This window comes from Neobacillus rhizophilus (assembly GCF_018343535.1).
In the GTDB taxonomy this organism is placed as follows: Bacteria; Bacillota; Bacilli; order Bacillales; family Cytobacillaceae; genus Neobacillus; species Neobacillus rhizophilus.
Window position 1 is genome coordinate 539949 of sequence record NZ_JAGYPF010000001.1, and the last position, 19311, is coordinate 559259.

The following is a 19311-nucleotide window of genomic DNA, read 5'->3' on the forward strand; positions in this document are numbered from 1 at the left end:
TGACACCTATCTCAACATAACCCCTGTAACAAAGGTTAAAAATACGTGGGTGCCGAGTTTAACGGTTGGTTGGACGGCACTGTCTTTAAGCGGGTCAAGACAGACGATGTCCATTGCGCCTACTTTTGGATGCCTAGCCGCCGCCATTACTCCTTCGAGCAGTTCGGCTGTGGTCATGCCCCCCGGCGTAGAGGCCGGTACCCCTGGGGCATATGCGATGTCAAGGACATCCATGTCAACCGTCAAATAAATAGTGTCAACTTTAGCGGCAAGCGCGTCCAGACATTCAAGGACCGTTGCCTCGATGCCTTTTTTCCTGGCACGACCCAGCGTAATATAATTAACACCTTTTTCATCTGCATATTGCTTTAAATCTTTTGTGTTAAAAAATCCGTGTAGACCGATGTTATACATATTCGAGCCTTCCACGACGCCGCTTTCAATCAGGTTCCGCATCGGAGTCCCATTCGAGGGTCCATTATCACTCATGTCCCGTAAATCAAAATGGGTATCAAGCTGAATAATCCCAATCTTCTCGTCAGGCCGGGCCTGATGCAGCCCCTTTACCATCATTGCCGTAATCGAATGATCACCGCCAATAGCGCAAATCTTGGACTTTGTAAAATGCTGATGAAGTGATGTAGAAGCCGCGATAATATTATCATGGCAGCGGCGGATATCAGTGACATGCATCGGGACGTCTCCTGCGTCCACTGCCGTCATAACCGTGAGATCCACATCTTCATCCAAATTATAGGTCGTGAATCCTTTCCATGCTCTTCGGAAGGCATCCGGAAATTCCGAAGCCCCTGATGCACTGATGGACGAACGAGAAAGCGGGACGCCGACAACGACGATGCAAGCGTCCTTTGCTTTTTCCGGGTCGCTTTCAGCTGACAAAGGCTCAATCCATTCATGAACTTTGCTAGCTTCCGCACTGCCCCCCTCTGGCCGTACCCATGTAAAGCTAGGCGGATTTAGTTTAGGATAAAGAAAGCTCTTCAATGAGTTGACCTCCCTTGACAACCACCCGGCCATTCTTCACGACTGTATCAGTGTGGTTGACACCATAGGAATATTGAAGCTTCATATAGTTTTCAATGTTAAAAATAGTCACATCGCCTTTTTTACCGACTTCTAAACTACCAATCTCGCGGCCGCGATTGATGGCATGGGCAGCGTTAATGGTGGCAGCTGTGATAACCTCTGCCGGAGTCATTCCCATTTTCAAGCAGCCAAGATTCATGATAAACGGCAGTGAAACCGTTGGTGATGATCCAGGGTTACAATCAGTAGAAAGTGCGACAGGTACTCCTAAATCGATCATTTTTCGGCCATTAGCAGACTCAGCCATTAAAAAGTAAGCTGTACCTGGCAGTAATACTCCGACAACGCCGTTTTCAGCCATTGCCTTCATGCCTTTTTCAGATGCTTTCAGAAGGTGATCCGCAGAAATCGCACCGACCTCTGCTGCTAATTCCGCTCCCTCATAGGGCTCAATCTCATCGGCATGGATTTTCGCAATTAAACCATGACGCTTTCCCGCTTCAAGAATGACCCGAGATTGTTCCGGTGTAAATACGCCATGTTCACAGAACACATCATTAAATTCCGCAAGCCCGAGTTCCGCCACCTTTGGGATCATTTCCTCCACCAACACGCGTACAAACTCATCAGGATTTTCCTTATACTCTTTTGGAACCGCATGTGCTCCCATAAAGGTAGAAACGACATCAACTACGTGCTTTTCCTGCAGCTCATTCGCCACTTCAAGCTGTTTCAGTTCGGTTTCCCAATCCATACCGTAGCCGCTTTTTGCCTCAACCGTGGTAACCCCATGACGCAAGAACTGATTCAAGCGGTTAAAGCTTTCTTTGTAGAGCTGCTCATGTGATGCGGCCTTGGTTGCTCTTGTCGTCGCATGAATCCCGCCGCCGGCATTCATGATTTCCATGTAGGTTTTACCCTGCAAGCGCATATTGAACTCGTTTTCTCTGCTACCCGCATGTACCAGATGCGTATGCGGGTCAACTAAACCTGGTGTTACAAGCTTTCCACTGGCGTCAACTAGTTCAGCCTCAGCGAGACGGTTGGCATATTTAGCCGCAAGCTCTTCATCAGTGCCGACAGCCTGAATAACTCCGTCCTCAATCCATACACTGCCGTTTTCGATAATGCCGAGCTCAGACATTTCCGCTTTTACCCGTGGCGCATCAGAGCCACCATGTAAAGTAACTAGTTGAGATGCATTTCTAATAAAAATTGCTTTGGTCAATTTGAGTCATTCCTCTCAAAACATAGTTTTGCAGGATTATCTCGGGCTACATTTCCATTTCAACATAGGAATCCGCCAGAAATTGCAAGTTATTCGCCGAAAACATCAACATATCCGCCGAATTAACCGAGATATCCGCCAAAATAGCGGACATATCCGCCAAACTTGCAGACATATCCGCCAAACACAATTGCGTACCTTATCCTAGTAATATTAGTCTTTCTTCAGCATTGGCATTTTGATGCCTTTTTCTTTAGCGGTCTTAATTGCTAGATCGTACCCAGCGTCAGCATGGCGAACTACACCCATCCCAGGGTCAGTAGTTAATACGCGCTGCAAGCGAACTTCTGCTTCCTTCGTACCATCTGCTACGATAACCATACCAGAGTGCTGGGAATATCCCATACCAACGCCGCCGCCATGGTGCAATGAAATCCAGCTCGCTCCTCCAACAGCATTGATCATCGCATTTAGAATTGGCCAGTCGGAAACTGCATCCGAACCGTCTTTCATTGCTTCCGTTTCACGATTAGGTGAAGCAACAGAACCAGCGTCTAAGTGGTCACGGCCGATAACGATTGGTGCTGAAACCTCACCACTAGCCACCATGTCATTAATCACTTTACCGAAACGTGCACGGTCTCCATATCCTAACCAGCAAATACGAGCAGGAAGTCCTTGGAATGCGATTCTTTCCTGGGCCATTCTTACCCATTTGCAAAGATGCTCATCATCTTTAAACTCGCGAAGTAATGCTTCGTCAATTTTACGGATATCTTCCGGATCGCCAGATAATGCCGCCCAACGGAAAGGTCCTTTTCCTTCACAGAATAGTGGGCGAATGTAAGCTGGAACAAATCCTGGGAAATCAAAGGCATTTTCCACACCTTCGTCTTTTGCTACCTGGCGGATATTGTTACCATAGTCGAATGTAACCGCACCTTTTGTCTGCATCTCCAACATCGCCTTCACATGAACAGCCATGCTTTGTTTGGAAAGCTTCACATACTCAGCAGGATTTTCCGCTCTCAACTTCGCTGCTTCCTCTAATGAATACCCAATTGGTACATATCCATTTAATGGATCGTGTGCAGATGTTTGGTCTGTTAACACATCTGGATTGAAACCTTTTTCGATCATTAATGGTAAAATTTCAGCCGCATTTCCAAGAAGCCCAATAGAAAGTGCCTTGCCTTCCTTCTTCGCTTCAAACGCTAAACGTAATGCTTCATCAAGATCCTTTGTTTTTACATCCAAGTATCTTGTTTCGATCCGACGGTCGATTCTCCACTCATCGACTTCCACAGCGATACAAACACCATCGTTCATTGTTACAGCAAGTGGCTGAGCACCGCCCATCCCGCCAAGACCAGCAGTTAGTGTAATCGTTTGTTTTAATGAACCGCCAAACTCTTGACGAGCAAGCTCAGCAAAAGTTTCATAGGTGCCCTGGACGATTCCCTGGCTGCCAATATAAATCCAGCTGCCGGCTGTCATTTGGCCATACATCATCAGGCCCTTTTTATCAAGCTCATGGAAGTGCTCCCAATTAGCCCATGCAGGAACAAGGTTTGAATTTGCCAGCAATACACGCGGCGCATCCTTATGAGATTTCCAAACTACAACCGGCTTTCCGGACTGAATCAATAATGTTTCATCTTCTTCTAACTCTAAAAGCGTTTTCACAATTGCATCAAAAGATTCCCAGTTACGTGCCGCCTTTCCGATTCCGCCGTAGACAACTAAATCTTCTGGCCGTTCGGCAACCTCCTGGTCAAGGTTATTATAAAGCATGCGGAGCGCTGCCTCTTGAATCCATCCCTTTGCATGCAGTTCAGTGCCTTTATAATTTTTTACTACTCTTGGTTGTGATGTTTTCGTTTCCATTTTTTACACCCCTTATTAGTTTAAATCTATTTTTATTATAAAAAGCCAATCTTCTGAAAAATACGAATAAAACATTAGAAAACAGATACTATTTTTATAATAAAATGTTTTTTTTTAGGACAACCCCTATGTAAAATATAATTTTTTTAGAAAATGTTAATTATTTTTAGAAACCTAATAAAAAATGACTCAGTCAGCACTGAGTCATAGTTTCATTTCTTTCCGATATTCTCTTGGCGATGAACCCATCAAATCCTTAAACAGCCTGCTAAAATAATTGGAATTTTGGAAGCCGGCCATGGCGGCAATTTCATTAATGGGCTTGTTCGTCTCTATCAGCAGTCTTTTCGCTTCCTTCATCCTGATTCTAGTCAACACATCCGTAAAGCTCGAACCAGTCGTTGAGGTTATAAGATGACTGAAGTAAGACGGATTTCGCTCCACATATTGAGCTACTTCTTCAAGCCGCAGCTGGCTATTTGAAAAATTAGCTTCCATATAGGCGATGCCTCTTTCGATTGGATCGTTTTTTAAACTTCGGATGTTAGCCTCTACACCCTGGAAAATTTTTTGCATAAATAAAATCAGATTTTGAACCGTCCGGTAAAGAACCGTATCATATAATATAGAATTAAAAATGTACCGATATTCCCTCTCAAAGTGCTCGTCTTCCTCAAGAGTATAGGTCTTCATAAATCTTCTTATTTGCGCCAAAATACTTGTCAACCTGATTCTAACCAGCCCGGGATCCGGATAAGGAGTTTCTAAATGTAAAAATTCATCATAAAGGCATTTCTTTATTTTTTCCAATTCATAGTTGGTCAGCATGTCAATCCAATTCCGTTGCTCGGGAGGCGTTAAGAATGGGTCGAGATAAACCCATTTCGGAGAGTATTCAAACTCCACCACCTGCCGGTATCCTTTATAGTAAGTGAAATCCAGCATTTTTCTGGTTTGGCGATATTTTTCGTTAAGTGGCATTGAGGAATTCCCTTTATGAACGACTATCGCAAGGGAGTCGGAAAAATCCTCTTCCCATCTTCTCATTGCTTTCCGGCATTGCTCCATTATGGTGGTACAGGATTCCTTAAACAAAAGAATAACCATGTCACTTAACGGAAAAATGCCATGTAAATCCTTAAAGGAATATTCTAATAAAAAAGAATGCAAGGTACGATTCATTTCAATTTCTTCAGCCTTAAATGCTGAAATATGGTAGTTTTCCCTAAAACCTGTTTGAGAAATAAATAAGGTCTCATAGGTAATATCTTTATAAAGAGTTGACTGCATTGGACCATTTGGTTTCAATTTGCCCGAAAGTTTCCGGGATGCCTTTTGATAAGCAGACTTTATTTTTACAGTGGAAAAGGGTTTGATCATTAAATCCAGTGCCTGCAGGTCAATGGCCAAGCGTGCTTTTTCAAAAGTGGCCTCAGCGCTAGTTAAAAGCAGAATAGGTTCATAAATTTGGATTAAATCACGAAAAGCCGGCCAATCTTCTTTGCTAATCATATCTAGTTCGATTAAAACGACTTCTGGGGCTTCTTTCTCAAAAAGGACGATAAATTCCTGATAATCGGCTGCCGACAAGATGTTGGCAACAGGGATAGAGGAGGTTTTTAACATCCACTTCAACCCCTCCCGTTCGTTTAAGTCACGATCTGCTATCAGCCATTTTCCTTCCATTAAAAAATCCTCCATTTTTTAAACCTATCTATCATTCTATAGCATAAAATGTTTGTTTAACAGTATCCAATTTAGTCGTTAAAAGAAAAAAGGACAAGCACCATCAATCGCAAATGGTGTTCGTCCTTATTTTAGCAGTTGATTAGTTCGGCAAGCTCCGCATTTTGATGGAGCAGTCGGCGAATTTCATCAGGTACAGTGGTTTTAATTCTTGTTTGCCGATTAATTGTTGTCAAAATGACCTCCGCAGACGCAAGCAGAATGCCTTGTTTATTTTCCATCTTTTGCATAAGGGTAAAACTTGTATTCCCAACTCGCTCAAGCCATGTGCGAACGATAATTTCATCATTATTAAACACTTCTTTTTTATAATCAACGCCAATATGTACCGCTACCGCCTCTACACCTAGCTGCTGGGTACAATAACGGTACCATTCCTTCCGCCCCAGGTCGAAATAATCAAAAATCTTCACATTACTGACATGAAATGTTTTTGTCTCTGCGATTAGCTCTAATTCAGAATAAGTCAATTTTTTCACCTTTCCCAGCTGCACCATTATTTTTTGAATTTTCCATATTTATTTCATTTTACACTATGTACTAAATAAATGAAATCTTTATCTGGTTTATGGTGCCTGATACCAATCAACCTTAAGGATCATTTCTTTTTCAAGATGGCTGGCGCGAATGCCGAAACGAGGGCTGACCGCTTCAATTTTCTCCCCAAGGAGGATTTTGATGGCCAGATAGGGCATATTGATGCCAGACAGGCAACTGATATGCATGCCGCCGCTCATACGCGGGTTAATTTCCAATAGCTTTGGGATACCATTGTTATATTTTAATTGAATATTAAATATATATGGCAGCTTAAACTTAAGATGAAATCGATGGGCGAGTTGAATCAACTCTTGATGGTCAACTAGCTCACGGATTCTTCCATCTCCTTTCATCCTTGGGATCGCGGCAATTAATCGGTCTGGTGTTGCCAGGCAATCAATACTATATTCCCGGCCCTCTAAATACTCGAGGACCATTAAATCAGGAAACGTCTCCTGCTGACCAAGAATTTCGCATGCGTACCGATAAGGCAGTCGAAAACTAGTGCCATGATGAAAAAGCTGTTTGATGGAATCAATCTCATCCTTAATCACGCGAAAACCGTTGGCACCCTCACCAATAACCGGTTTAAAGCAAACCTTATGTCCCTTTTCTATCAGTCTTTCGCAAGCCGACTTAAATTCCGCTAAAGTATTAACCACATAATGTTCAGGAATAGAAAATATAGGTCCTTCTTCTTCTGCCTTTTCCATAACGGTTCGATAAGCAAGAGCCTTATTATCCATCTTCTCCATTAGTTCCGCATCTGGACAGACCAACACTTTGACGCCAATTTTTTCGAAATCAGCAAGTCTTTTTGAAATTAACACGTTTTCCTTGCGAGGTATAAAAATGTCGATCCCATGTGTTTCACAAAACTCCAGACAGAAGGCGATATATTCATCACCGGAGAGTTCCGGTTCGGTAAAAGCTTTATCACAATACTGCAAATAGAGTGCATCCTTATTCGGACTCGTTCCATAGATTGTAAATTTCCGGTTATCGGGATTGTCCCGAATCATCTCAATATAGTGGGAAACTGTTGTAAACCAGCGGTTAAACCAAATTTTCATAAAAATCCTCTCTCATGGTGTAATTTGACCCTTCCATTATGTTCAAACCGTGTTTTTTTTAAACAGATAAATATTTTTCTAAAATAAAAAAACGCCTCTTTTGCTGCAGAAGCGTTTTGGAATAATAGTCTGGCTGACTAGACCGGGGTTCTTATGTTATTATATCTTAGGGCAAATTCCATGATGGCGTTGAGGTTTAGATGGGATTCGTCTTTTATTACACTATCCACTTTTTTTACCACTTGTCTTTCAAAAAAATTCATTTTAGAAACTATGAATTCGCCACCAAACAAGCCCATTGCCACGGAGTTTTTCCGTAAATCCTGCGGAAAGGCGTGGTTAAATTGCTCCACAGCGATATCACCATCCCGGATGCAGCACAGAAATAGCCCCACTACTTTTTCTAAAAGCTCATCATGATGTTGTTTGATAAATTGTTTAATTTTCCTTTGAATTTCACCGGCATGAATCGATCCGCCAATAATAACCCCATCATAGTCATCTAAATCAAAAAGAATTTTATCCCGTTTCAAATCTACAGCGAGGACCTCTCCTTCAATATTCACGCATAATACACTCACAGCCTTTTCTGTCGTACCATGGGATGAGCAATAAACAATTAACGTTTTCATGATTTGCCCCTCCTTCAAAATGATGTTCCTATTTATTCTCATTATATAGCCTGTAAAAAAGGCTGGACGCAAAAATATTGGCAATATTATTACAATTTCGATTTGCAGGTATTCACTTAATTGTGGAGTTTTTAAAGCTTCGCTTCGCAAAATGCCCGATTTCGCGAATGGCTTTACGAGCCTCGGGCAGAAGGCCGCCGAAGATTTGCCAGACGTGCCACATTCCTTCCCAAATCTTCAAAGTGACTTCAACACCTGCAACCCGCGCCTGAGCAGCAAGCTTTTCGGCATCACTTTGTAAAATTTCATGACTTCCCGCTTGGATAAACAATGGCGGTAAGTCGGTCAAATCAGCGAAAACAGGCGAAATCATTGGGTGATTGAGCGGTTTGTCACCTGCATACATGGCAGCTGCCTTTCTTACGGCTTCTGGGGTTAAATACGGGTCCAGCTTCCTGTTTTTCTCATAACTCTCCCCGCTGCTTGTTAAGTCCGCCCAAGGCGATAAACAAATAACCGCTGCCGGCAGGGGATCGTTTTGCTCCCTCAGTGTCAAGGCGGCAGCAATACATAAGCCTGCACCTGCTGAATCGCCAGCAAAAATAATATTAGAAGATTCATAACCCCGTTCAAGCAGCCAGTGGTACACCAAAACAGCATCCTCTACAGCAGCCGGGAATGGATGTTCAGGGGCAAGCCGATACTCTGGCAAGAGCACCTTGGCACCGGAAGCCTTGCCAATTCTCGCTGCCAGCACACGGTGGGTATCTGCCGACCCATATTCATATGCACCGCCGTGCAAATAAAGGATTACCTTGCCACCCTTGGTATCAGTGAAGGAAAGCCATTCAGAATAAAGCCCGCCAACTTTGCAGGATTCCCTATTACAGCCCTTAGGCAGCTTGCCAAGCTTGGCACCAAATTCATTGAACCTCTGCCTTATCTCTTCCATCTCTGTTTTCCTGATTCCTTTTTTCGCCATTCTTTTTACCGATAGTTTTATCATTTTTTCGATAAATAAACTTTGAATGCTTGGCATAACGGTCATCCCCCCTCCCTAAAACACACATATATATTATACTGAAAAAACTTAATTACATATATCTTCCAACACCGAAATATCCCAATTTTTTCATAAATATTGTAAAAATTCTGTAACAACCCTGTATCTTATTGTACAATTGGATTAGCAGTAGTTACCAATTCGGAGGGGTTTTATTGAATCGACTTACCGACCATCTCATCATTATCTCATTCGACTGTCTTTCCGCTTTAGATTTTCCCATCATTAAAGAATTACCGCACTTTAAGACGATTCTACAAAACGGGGCCATGGTGGAAAATGTCGAGAGTATATACCCATCTGTCACCTACCCTTGCCATGCCACTATCGTAACGGGAAAATATCCCAACAGACACGGTGTCATTAATAATACCCTATTGCAGCCAGGACGCTTATCTCCTGATTGGAATTGGTTTCGCAGCTCGATTCGCGGGACCACCCTTTATGATGAAGTAAAAAAAGCTGGTATGACTACAGCCGCCTTGTTATGGCCAGTTACCGGCAAAGCGGATATCGATTATAATATGCCCGAGATTTTCGCCAACCGACCATGGCAAAATCAAATTCTTGTATCTCTCACCAGCGGGACTCCTCGCTTCCAATGGGACCTCAATAAACGGTATGGTCATCTCCGCAACGGCTTAAGCCAGCCGGAATTGGATGATTTTGTTTTAGAAGCAGCGGTGGATACGATTAAAACAAAGAAACCAAACCTAATGCTGATCCACTTTACCGACCTGGATTCCATGCGTCACTTCCATGGTTTTTCATCTGATGAGGCAATTGCCGCAATCCACCGTCATCACAGCAGGCTTGGCAGAATAATGGTAGCACTTGAGGAGAGCGGCATCAAAGATAACTCCACTGTGGTTGTCCTCGGCGACCACAGCGCGTTGGATGAAAATAAGGCTGTACACTTAAACGTACTATTTAAAGAACATAATCTGATTACCACCAACTCTCGCGGAAAGCTGGTAAAATGGAAGGCATACTGCAAAAGCTGTGACGGTTCGGCATATATTTATATAAAAGATCCGAGTGACACCATTACTTATGAAAAAGTAAAATCCTTATTGTCTGAAATGATTCAGGACCCAACTTCGGGAATTGAACAGGTGCTTTCAGGCAGTCAGGCTGCCGAGCGAGGTGCGGATGGGGAATGTGCCTTTATGATTGAAGCAAGCCTTGGGTATTACTTTTTAGAGGATTATGAGGGGGATTATATTAAAACCATTACAGCTGAAGATGTAAAGGCAGATAAAAAATATACCCTGGCTACTCACGGCTATTCACCCGTAAAAGAGGCATATGGAACCATCCTTATGGCAGCAGGAAAAGGGATTCAACCAATCACACTCCCATCCATCCGGCTTATTGATGAAGGGCCCACCTTCGCGAGATTGCTTGGTGTCAGCTTAGGAGATACTGATGGAAGAGTAATTGAGGAGCTATTGAAACTGTAAAAACTTAGTTAGGGGGAAAAAATATGAGCCGGATGACAAAGCAAGAAAAAAGCTGGGTATTTTACGATTGGGCCAACTCCGCCTATTCTATCCTGATTACCACTGCTGTTTTTCCGTTATATTTCAAAGCAGCCGCCAAAGAGGCAGGGCTTGTCGGTGCAACATCAACTGCCTATTGGGGCTATGCCAACTCTTTTGCGACACTATTAATCTCTATTTGTGCCCCCGTCCTTGGCAGCATTGCAGATTTCCGAGGCTTTAAGAAACGATTTTTTACCTTTTTCTTTGCATTAGGAGTTATTTTTACTTTTTTGCTCGCCGTGGTTCCAAACAGCCAGTGGATGATTCTTTTAATCTGCTATATGGTTACGGTTATAGGTTTCGGCGGAACGAACATTTTCTATGATGCCTTTCTTGTTGATGTCACTACTGAGGAGCGGATGAACAAAATTTCTTCACGCGGTTTTGCGATGGGCTATATTGGCAGTACCATCCCGTTCATTATGGGAATTGCCCTGATCATTTTGGCCCAACAAAGCATTCTCCCATTGTCTGTCACCGTTGCCAGCCAAGTCGCTTTTGCCATCACCGCCTTATGGTGGGGACTATTCACGATTCCGATGTTAAAAAATGTAAATCAGGTTTATTACAAGGAACGCGTCCCAAACCCGGTTTCCAACGGCTTTAAACAGTTATTTATAACGTTTAAAAAAATTAAACTGTATCGCCCGTTATTTCTCTTTTTAATTGCCTATTTCTTTTATATTGACGGGGTTAACACAATAATTACGATGTCAACCGCATACGGATCGGATTTGGGGATTGATTCTACGAATCTGTTAATCATCCTGTTTGCCACCCAGGTCGTGGCCGCGCCGTTTGCCATTTTGTACGGCAAGCTTGCTGATCGGTTTAAGGGCAAGACGATGCTGCTCGTTGGCATTTTCGTTTATATCATCATTTGTACTTATGCCTATTTCTTAAAAACTGTTTTGGACTTTTGGATTCTGGCCATGCTTGTCGCCTCTTCTCAGGGCGGCATCCAAGCACTCAGCCGCTCTTATTTCGCCAGATTGGTACCAAAAGAAAGTGCCAACGAGTTCTTTGGATTTTACAGCATCTTTTATAAATTTGCAGCCATCCTTGGACCGTTTTTAGTCGGTTTTACCGCACAGATGACAGGAAACACCAACAGCGGTGTTTTTAGCTTAATTGTTTTGTTCATCATAGGTGCGATTATTTTAATGAGAGTGCCAGAATCAAATCAGGTTACACAATCAAATTCAATTACCCATTAAAAAGACAAAACAGCGAAGTCATGTGCTTCGCTGTTTTTGTTTACAATGCCCCCACTTTCGTCGTTGCCCGCGCACCGATTTCATTGGCAAATCGGACAAATTCCTCTAATTTCAAATCATCTTGAGGCATACCATGATTATGAAAGCGGGATATTATGGCCGCCATGAATGCATCACCTGCGCCGGTGGTATCTACAGCTTTAACCTGCACACCAGTAATGAAAATGCTTCGTCCCTTATGTACGGCACAGGAGCCTTTCCCGCCCATTGTGATAAACAGAAACGGAATCCCCCACTCAGAGATAAGCTGCAGACCTTCCTCCAGATTATTAGTTTCTGTTAAAAAGAATAATTCATCTTCAGCCATTTTAACGATATCGGCCTGTTTGGCAAATGCAATGACAGTCTCCCGGCATTTCTTTTCGCATTCCCAACGTAGCAGTCGGATATTTGTATCAAATGCCGTCAGCATCCCCCATTTACGGGCATATTCGAGTGCCTGGCGTGTCGTTTCCCTTGCGATATCATGAAAAAGTGTCCCGGAACCGAAATAAAAGAGCTTCCCCTGCTGAAACAATTTCTCAGGAAGATCATTGGTGGTCAGAAGTAAATCTGGAGTTGGGTTATTATAAGAATGAAACTGTCTCTCACCCGATTGATTTATATGTACCTTAACACTGCAGATTCTTTTTTCAGGCGAACGGACACAATAATCGACGTTCACTTTCTCTTTTACCAGCTCCATCTCCACAAAAGCACTTTCCTCGTCCGTTCCTAGTTTCGTTAAGTAATAAGAAAGCACTCCTATCCTGCTTGTCCAAACGGCAGTATTTACCGTTGCCCCACCGGGAAACTTGTGAAATATTGTATTAGTTGAATCCTTTGATATGTAATCAATAAACGCATCCCCGAGGGATATCACACCTTGCCTGCTCAACGCCGCACCTCTTTTCAAGCTTTAACTACCATTCTACCACAGCTATTTTTATAAAAAAATTTACCCCTTGTAAAAAGAAAACACCCAGGCTAATCTGGGTGCCAAGCATTATTATTCTACATCGTATCCTTGATCATCAATTGTTTCTTTAATCGTGCTGAGGGATACTAAGTTTGGATCAAACTCAACATCGACTTGACCTATATCCAGCTTAACGGAAACATTTTTTACGCCGTCCAATTTACCGACGCTTCCTTCCACCGCTTTGACACAATGGCCGCAAGACATACCGCTTACATTTAATGTTACATTTTCCATTTTTCATTCCTCCGTTATTTTTTCATTAATTTTTGTACGGTTACAAGTACCTCATCAATCACTTCAAAATCGCCTTCCTGAATCCGTTCCACCACACAGCTCTTCATATGGCCTTCGAGCAGGATTTTCGCTACGCTGTTTAAGGCCGACTGCGTGGCCGCGATTTGGTTGATCACTTCATCACAGTACGTGTCTTTTTCAATTAACCCTTTAATGCCGCGAATCTGCCCTTCAATTCTGTTCAGTCTTGTCACAAGATTGCTTTTTACCTTATCAGAATGGTGACTCTTGCGGTGATTTTCCTCCGTATGGCAGCAGGATTCATCCATTAATTCCTTTTCATCCATTGACATTTGGCCCGCCTCCCTTTTTGCTAATTATATCATACCCCCGTACCGTAAATCGATAATACAATAGCTATTTATTTTATTTCTATTACATAGGAGAACACTCTAACTTTTCCTTCCTGTTTGAATTCAGCCCAAATTTTATAAGTTCCCCGCCTTTCAAATTGAGTTTCAAAGATCGGTACTTTTTCATTATGTGGGTGAACATGCAAGTATAGATTTGCTTCCTCATCGAGAATGACGACATGGCCTGCCGCTCCTAAATATGGTTCTAATGTGGATTCATCTAATTTAAAATCAAGAGTAACTGGTTTACCGGCCTCAAATGAACTGACAACCAATTCAGCTGTTTTTCCATCGACTGTTTTCTTGAATGTTTCATCCGCTTTCAGGCGATTGTGATGATGGGTTTCCTGTGATACTCCAACAGTAAACGCAGCAGGCTTGACATGATAGTTTAATTTTTTCGGCTTGATGTCAATAAAGGCCTTATATGCACCATCCTTTAATTCATAAGCGATTTCAAACTGACCTGCTCGAACCTTTTCCGGATGCAAGTGGTAATATTGGTCAAGTTGATCATTTACCACGATTAGATGCAGCAGCTTTTCGTGGTTTACCTCTAGGTCATCAACTGGATTGCCATTTTGGTCCTTTAAATAAATCGTTATTTTTCCTTTATTGTAGGTGAAATTAGGTGTTACATCACCGTTCTTTACCTCACCCCCTTCATGCCCATGTCCTTCTGAGGCAATGTGTTTTTCATTACTTTCGTGGCTTGCCGCTTCACCATGTGGTACCTCTTCTTTATCAAAGTAAACATCGTAAACGATAAATCCGCCGCTGACGGCAAGCAAATATACAATCGCTGCGAGCGCCCATTTTTTCATCACCATACACCCCTTTGTTAATATTTCTTTGGGATGGCTGCCCAACAGTCAGCCACCCCATTGCTTTTTGTTGTTAAAGCTTCACTCTTTGTAATCGCAGTGCGTTTAATACGACTGACACGGAACTAAATGCCATGGCCGCTCCGGCAAGCCATGGGACTAGAAATCCGATTGCGGCAATTGGAATCCCCAATGTATTGTATCCAAATGCCCAGAATAGATTTTGTTTAATGTTTTGGATTGTCTTTTTACTCATAAAGATGGCATCGGCGATACTGTTAAGATCGCCTCTCATCAGCGTTATATCTGCCGCTTCCATTGCGACATCAGTGCCGGTTCCGATTGCCATGCCAATATCTGCGACCGCAAGTGCCGGTGCGTCGTTTATGCCATCACCGACCATAGCAACTTTGCGGCCCTGCTCCTGCAGCTTTTTCACTTCCGCTGCTTTTCCCTCTGGTAAAACTTCGGCAATAACGCTATCTACCCCTACTTCATTAGCAATCGCAGTAGCCGTGCGGATATTGTCACCGGTCATCATGATGACTTCTAGGCCCATATTCTTTAGTTTTTGAATTGCTGCTTTAGAAGTTTCTTTCACTGTGTCTGCTACTGCAACGATACCTGCAAACTTCCTATCAATCGCAACCAACATTGCCGTTTTACCGGTTTCTTCAAGTGCTTCCATTTTTCCAGCAGCAGCCTCGAATGATACTCCGTACTTATTCATTAATTTTCTAGTGCCAATCAATATTTCCTGGCCATTGATGTTAGTGTTTATTCCATACCCCGGTATGGCTTCGAAATGGCTGACGGCTTCTAATAAGTTGATGCCTTTTTCTTTAATACCACTTACGATCGCCTCAGCAAGCGGATGCTCTGATTGTTTTTCAGCCGAACCGACTAACTGCAAGAAGGTATTCTCGGAGTAGTTACCTTCAATGATCACATCAGTTAACACTGGTTTACCATTTGTAACTGTACCTGTTTTATCAAGTACCACTGTAGTGATACGGTGGGTTGTTTCCAAATGCTCGCCACCTTTGAATAGAACACCAGCCTCTGCGGCCCGGCCAGAACCGGCCATAATCGAGGTTGGTGTTGCAAGACCCAATGCACAAGGGCAAGCAATTACCAGGACAGCAATCATTTTTTCCAACGCTTCAGCGAAGTTGCCTGGGCTTACCCAGATGAACCAAACCAAGAAGGTTACGACAGCAATTCCAACAACGATTGGTACAAAAATTCCTGAAATTTGGTCTGCGAGCCGTTGAATCGGCGCTTTTGAGCCTTGTGCTTCTTCAACCACTTTTATAATTTGCGCTAAGGCGGTGTCCCTTCCAACCTTTGTAGCCTTTATTTTCAAAAAGCCGTTTTTGTTGATGGTAGCGCCGATAACTGGGTCGCCAACGGTTTTATCAATTGGGACGCTTTCGCCTGTCAGCATCGATTCATCAAGGGCAGAGCTACCTTCGATGATTTCTCCGTCGACAGGAATTTTTTCGCCAGGCTTTACATAGATAATGTCCCCGACTACTACTTCTGCTAATGCGATTTCAAGTTCTTTTCCATCCCTCAATACAGTTGCCGTTTTGGCTTGGAGCCCCATTAACTTTTTGATGGCTTCAGATGAGCGTCCTTTAGCGCGGGCTTCGAACAATTTTCCTAAGATGATCAAGGTTATCAGGACCGCACTGGTTTCAAAATAGAGTTCCACCATTTGTTCGCCTGACACAATGGTCATAATGGTTAAATATAAGCTGTAAAAGTAGGCAGCAGATGTACCAAGTGCGACAAGAACGTCCATGTTGGCACTTCCGTTTCTTAGCGCCTTATAGGCTCCTACATAAAACTGCCTTCCAACAACAAATTGAACTGGTGTCGCCAAGGCCAATTGAACCCATGGGTTCATCAGCATGTCAGGCAGGTAAATGAAGGATGTAAACTCAAAGTGGCTGACCATCGCCCATAATAACGGGAATGACAGAATCAGTGAAAAAATAAATTTACCTTTTTGTTTTTCGATTTCCTTTTGACGGTGGTCGACGCTTTCCGAATTTTTATCCTGTTTCACTTTGGCTTCATAGCCGATTTTTTCTACCTTTTGGATGATTTCCTGAATATTGACTTGGGCCGAATTGTATTCGACGGATGCTGTTTCAAGTGCCAGGTTGACAGTGGCTTTTGTGACTCCCTCGAGTTTGTTAATCCCCTTTTCGATTCTCGTAGCGCAAGCAGCACAGGTCATTCCGATGATGTCAAATTCGGCTTTCTCGGTGATAACTCCATAGCCGAGATCATTTATCTTTTTAACAAAGTTTTCCGTGTTTGTTTGTGCTGGGTCATACTTGATTGCTGCTTTTTCAAGCGCCAGGTTCACGTTTGCTTCCTGAACGCCTTCTAATTTATTTAAGCCCTTTTCGATTCGTGTTGCACAGGCTGCACAGGTCATGCCTGTTATCGGTAATTGGACTTCTTTGGTGGCATTACTCATTTTCTTCTTCCCCCTAACTTTTGGAGTTGATTTCAACTTTAATATTTACCTTATATATTTATACTATACCCCCCTACCCTATAATGTCAACAAAAAAATAAAAACTTTTTCCAGTTTTTTATAATTGGGCTTATTTGGGTCGAAATTTTGATTATGGGGCCGTATTTTTGGTAAATCATTGGAAAACAAGGTTAAATCAAGAGGATATTGGAGGGATTGTATGGATCTGCAGGTTCAGGGAACAGGAGGCCATCTCAGTCCTAAATATAGCAAGATTTCCCACTTTACGGGCTTTGTCGAAAAAAACTGTTCAATGGTAAGATGAACTTAATAACTAAAGGAGGGTTTTAACATCCAACATTTACGTTTGAAGTACACGAGTGAAATGGAGAAAGCACTTCTTAATGCCCATGGTGTTTGTTATAAGGTTTATTGCCGGAATCATGACATACGGTTATTAGTTGAAAAAAGACGCGAACAGGATTATTTTACATCACAAATGTTGCTTGCCGATATTGGACGCAAATTTCATACTTAACACTAAAAAAGGTGTCAGGCTCTCTTTCATGAAAGTACCTGGCACCTTTTCATTCTTCAATCCATCTCATCAATAATGGTTTGTTGGATGCTTCGAATCACATCGCCCCTGCTGAGGACACCGATAACACGATTATTTCCATTTAACACAGGCAATTTTTTAAAATGGTGCTTGGATAAGAGGGAGACAACCTTTTTCATGTCATCATCAGGATGAACAGTGACAATTCCGTTTGTTTTGGCAATCTTTATGATTTCCCTTCCTGCCATTTCACTCAAGCGGCTTTCTAAATCCTCCTCGGCGATATATGTCATAAAGGTAAAATAATTATAAATTTGCCGATCAATGGGTTTAATGGCTCTTAAGATATCCCCGTCTGTTACAATGCCGCATAATTTACCCTCGCCATCTACAACAGGCACGCCGCCAATTTTCTTTTCCACAAAAATTTTCATAACATCTTTAATGGTATCAGTTGGTTTGGCTGTAATGACGTTCATTATCATAAAATCTCTTACTTTCATCGCTAGTCACCGCTCTCCATTTATTCTTCATTTTCAATAAGTAATTTCTTCAGTACATCAGGAGGGAAAACAATGCGGCAAATGACCTTTGCCAATCCAAAAAAGTCCTCTTTTTTACAGTGTTCACCCATTTCTGTATTTCCACTCTCTGCCAACACCATGATGGACCAGGCAACCTTTTCTAAATCCAAATCCTTCCAGGTTAACCCTAAATCATAAGCACGCTTCAATCCGGTAAGAATTCTTGAATGGATTTTCTTTCTGGCTTCTTTTAACACCTCGGCAAGTTCAGAATCCTTATGCAGTAGTTCTGGCAAAACGCGGTGAAGCCCCATTCCGTTAAGCCGTTTCATATGCGATTCTAATAATGATGCCAATAATAGTTCAGGGTTTCCGGTAGTCCAATTTGGTTCAGGAGGGAGCAATTCATCTATTTTATCCTCCAAAAGGGACATTAATAGCTGCCGTTTATCTGAAAAATAGCGATAAAAGGTACCGGTAGCAACCCCTGCACGGGCCGCGATTTCCTTTGCGGTTGTTTGCTCATACCCTTTTTCAATAAACAAAATTCGCCCGCTTTCCAAGAGAGCATTTCTTTTTTGTTGGGCCCGTTCTTGTTTAGGAAGAATCGGATATTCACCTACAAGCAAATCTTCACGTTCAGTCATAGGACCACCTCGGGCTTATTATAGCACAAAAACAAAAAGTGAACTACAGTTCATCTTTTTGTTGACAAGTTTATAGCTGGATGTAATACTTGAACTATAGTTCATGTTATTCATTTCCTCCCATAACACCCCTGGATTAAAGGAATTCGTCTAACATGAACAACTTTTTTAAAATTTTTTAAAAAACAGGTTTTGTCAGGAAGGATATCAACATATTTTTCCGAATAATATAGGGTAATCTTATTTTTTATATTGGGTTTATTAATTTTGAAAGGTGTTGATCCATATGGCCAATCAATCTGACTCTAAAAAAATCTCGGTAAATTCAACTATTTCCTTAAAAGGAATAGTAAAAGCCATTTTCAACGATACCGTTCACGTTCAAATTGGCGGAAAGATCATTACTCTGCCAAAAAAGGATTTTCTTGCTGAAAGTTAAGTGATTTATATTTAAACATAGAAGTATTTTGTCGGTCTGCTGCTAGCATTAGTGGCAGGCTATTTTTTTGTTTAAAATTTGAACAAACCTTTAACTCTGTAAAGGAATAAAATTTCCTGTCAAAATAATACGAAAATATGATATATTCATATATATTAAAAAAACATGGGAGTGAACGA

General features: G+C 42.2%; 19 protein-coding genes. 4 read left to right on the forward strand and 15 right to left on the reverse strand.

Features of this window, described 5'->3' with window-relative positions; genetic code table 11:
* Positions 1-6 precede the first annotated feature (6 nt).
* The 8 genes from KHA99_RS02595 to KHA99_RS02630 form a co-directional block, all read right to left on the reverse strand.
* Complete coding sequence (locus KHA99_RS02595; protein WP_249366401.1) at positions 7-1005, reverse strand: agmatinase family protein; 999 nt, start codon at positions 1003-1005, stop codon at positions 7-9.
* Positions 983-2275, reverse strand: coding sequence for an imidazolonepropionase (hutI, locus tag KHA99_RS02600; protein WP_213115865.1), 1293 nt, complete (start codon positions 2273-2275; stop codon positions 983-985). Before hutI ends, KHA99_RS02595 begins: the two co-directional genes overlap by 23 nt.
* A gap of 213 nt (positions 2276-2488) precedes the next feature.
* Positions 2489-4162, reverse strand: a complete 1674-nt coding sequence (gene hutU, locus KHA99_RS02605) for a urocanate hydratase (protein WP_213115866.1) — start codon at positions 4160-4162, stop codon at positions 2489-2491.
* Between the two features lie 204 nt (positions 4163-4366).
* Complete coding sequence (locus tag KHA99_RS02610; RefSeq protein WP_213115867.1) at positions 4367-5848, reverse strand: helix-turn-helix domain-containing protein; 1482 nt, start codon at positions 5846-5848, stop codon at positions 4367-4369.
* Positions 5849-5979: 131 nt separating this feature from the next.
* Positions 5980-6378: an acyl-CoA thioesterase gene (locus KHA99_RS02615; RefSeq protein WP_213115868.1), complete on the reverse strand. Its 399-nt coding sequence runs from the start codon at positions 6376-6378 to the stop codon at positions 5980-5982.
* A 96-nt stretch (positions 6379-6474) separates the two neighbouring features.
* On the reverse strand, positions 6475-7521 hold the full coding sequence (locus KHA99_RS02620) for an ATP-grasp domain-containing protein (protein WP_213115869.1): 1047 nt from the start codon (positions 7519-7521) through the stop codon (positions 6475-6477).
* Between the two features lie 137 nt (positions 7522-7658).
* On the reverse strand, positions 7659-8153 hold the full coding sequence (locus KHA99_RS02625; protein ID WP_213115870.1) for a flavodoxin domain-containing protein: 495 nt from the start codon (positions 8151-8153) through the stop codon (positions 7659-7661).
* A 112-nt stretch (positions 8154-8265) separates the two neighbouring features.
* Positions 8266-9192, reverse strand: coding sequence for an alpha/beta hydrolase (locus tag KHA99_RS02630; RefSeq protein ID WP_213115871.1), 927 nt, complete (start codon positions 9190-9192; stop codon positions 8266-8268).
* A 179-nt stretch (positions 9193-9371) separates the two neighbouring features.
* On the opposite strand from KHA99_RS02630, the gene KHA99_RS02635 reads away from it, so the two are divergent.
* Positions 9372-10679: an alkaline phosphatase family protein gene (locus KHA99_RS02635; RefSeq protein WP_213115872.1), complete on the forward strand. Its 1308-nt coding sequence runs from the start codon at positions 9372-9374 to the stop codon at positions 10677-10679.
* Between the two features lie 23 nt (positions 10680-10702).
* Entirely contained in the window at positions 10703-11977 is a 1275-nt protein-coding gene (locus KHA99_RS02640; RefSeq protein ID WP_213115873.1) for an MFS transporter, read from the forward strand.
* A 40-nt stretch (positions 11978-12017) separates the two neighbouring features.
* Here the strand turns inward: KHA99_RS02640 and KHA99_RS02645 are convergent, their stop codons facing one another.
* From KHA99_RS02645 to KHA99_RS02665, 5 genes are all read right to left on the reverse strand, one after another.
* Positions 12018-12914 (reverse strand): carbohydrate kinase family protein, encoded by an 897-nt coding sequence (locus KHA99_RS02645; protein WP_213115874.1) that lies wholly within the window; start codon positions 12912-12914, stop codon positions 12018-12020.
* Positions 12915-13025: 111 nt separating this feature from the next.
* Complete coding sequence (gene copZ / locus KHA99_RS02650) at positions 13026-13232, reverse strand: copper chaperone CopZ (RefSeq protein WP_213115875.1); 207 nt, start codon at positions 13230-13232, stop codon at positions 13026-13028.
* A 14-nt stretch (positions 13233-13246) separates the two neighbouring features.
* Positions 13247-13585, reverse strand: coding sequence for a metal-sensitive transcriptional regulator (locus KHA99_RS02655; RefSeq protein ID WP_213115876.1), 339 nt, complete (start codon positions 13583-13585; stop codon positions 13247-13249).
* Positions 13586-13653: 68 nt separating this feature from the next.
* Positions 13654-14469 carry a DUF8832 domain-containing protein gene (locus tag KHA99_RS02660; RefSeq protein WP_213115877.1) on the reverse strand — a complete coding sequence of 272 codons (816 nt, stop codon included), beginning with the start codon at positions 14467-14469 and terminating at the stop codon, positions 13654-13656.
* Between the two features lie 73 nt (positions 14470-14542).
* Positions 14543-16963: a heavy metal translocating P-type ATPase gene (locus tag KHA99_RS02665; protein WP_213115878.1), complete on the reverse strand. Its 2421-nt coding sequence runs from the start codon at positions 16961-16963 to the stop codon at positions 14543-14545.
* A gap of 385 nt (positions 16964-17348) precedes the next feature.
* Between KHA99_RS02665 and KHA99_RS31670 the strand changes: the two genes are divergently transcribed.
* Entirely contained in the window at positions 17349-17501 is a 153-nt protein-coding gene (locus KHA99_RS31670; protein ID WP_481819248.1) for a YuzK family famiily protein, read from the forward strand.
* A 56-nt stretch (positions 17502-17557) separates the two neighbouring features.
* Here the strand turns inward: KHA99_RS31670 and KHA99_RS02670 are convergent, their stop codons facing one another.
* Both KHA99_RS02670 and KHA99_RS02675 read right to left on the reverse strand, forming a co-directional pair.
* Positions 17558-18025, reverse strand: a complete 468-nt coding sequence (locus KHA99_RS02670; protein WP_213115879.1) for a CBS domain-containing protein — start codon at positions 18023-18025, stop codon at positions 17558-17560.
* A gap of 20 nt (positions 18026-18045) precedes the next feature.
* Entirely contained in the window at positions 18046-18693 is a 648-nt protein-coding gene (locus KHA99_RS02675) for a TetR/AcrR family transcriptional regulator (protein WP_213115880.1), read from the reverse strand.
* 286 nt (positions 18694-18979) lie between these two features.
* Here KHA99_RS02675 and KHA99_RS02680 point away from each other — a divergent pair, with 286 nt between their 5' ends.
* Positions 18980-19132: a hypothetical protein gene (locus KHA99_RS02680; RefSeq protein ID WP_213115881.1), complete on the forward strand. Its 153-nt coding sequence runs from the start codon at positions 18980-18982 to the stop codon at positions 19130-19132.
* The last annotated feature ends 179 nt before the right edge of the window (positions 19133-19311 follow it).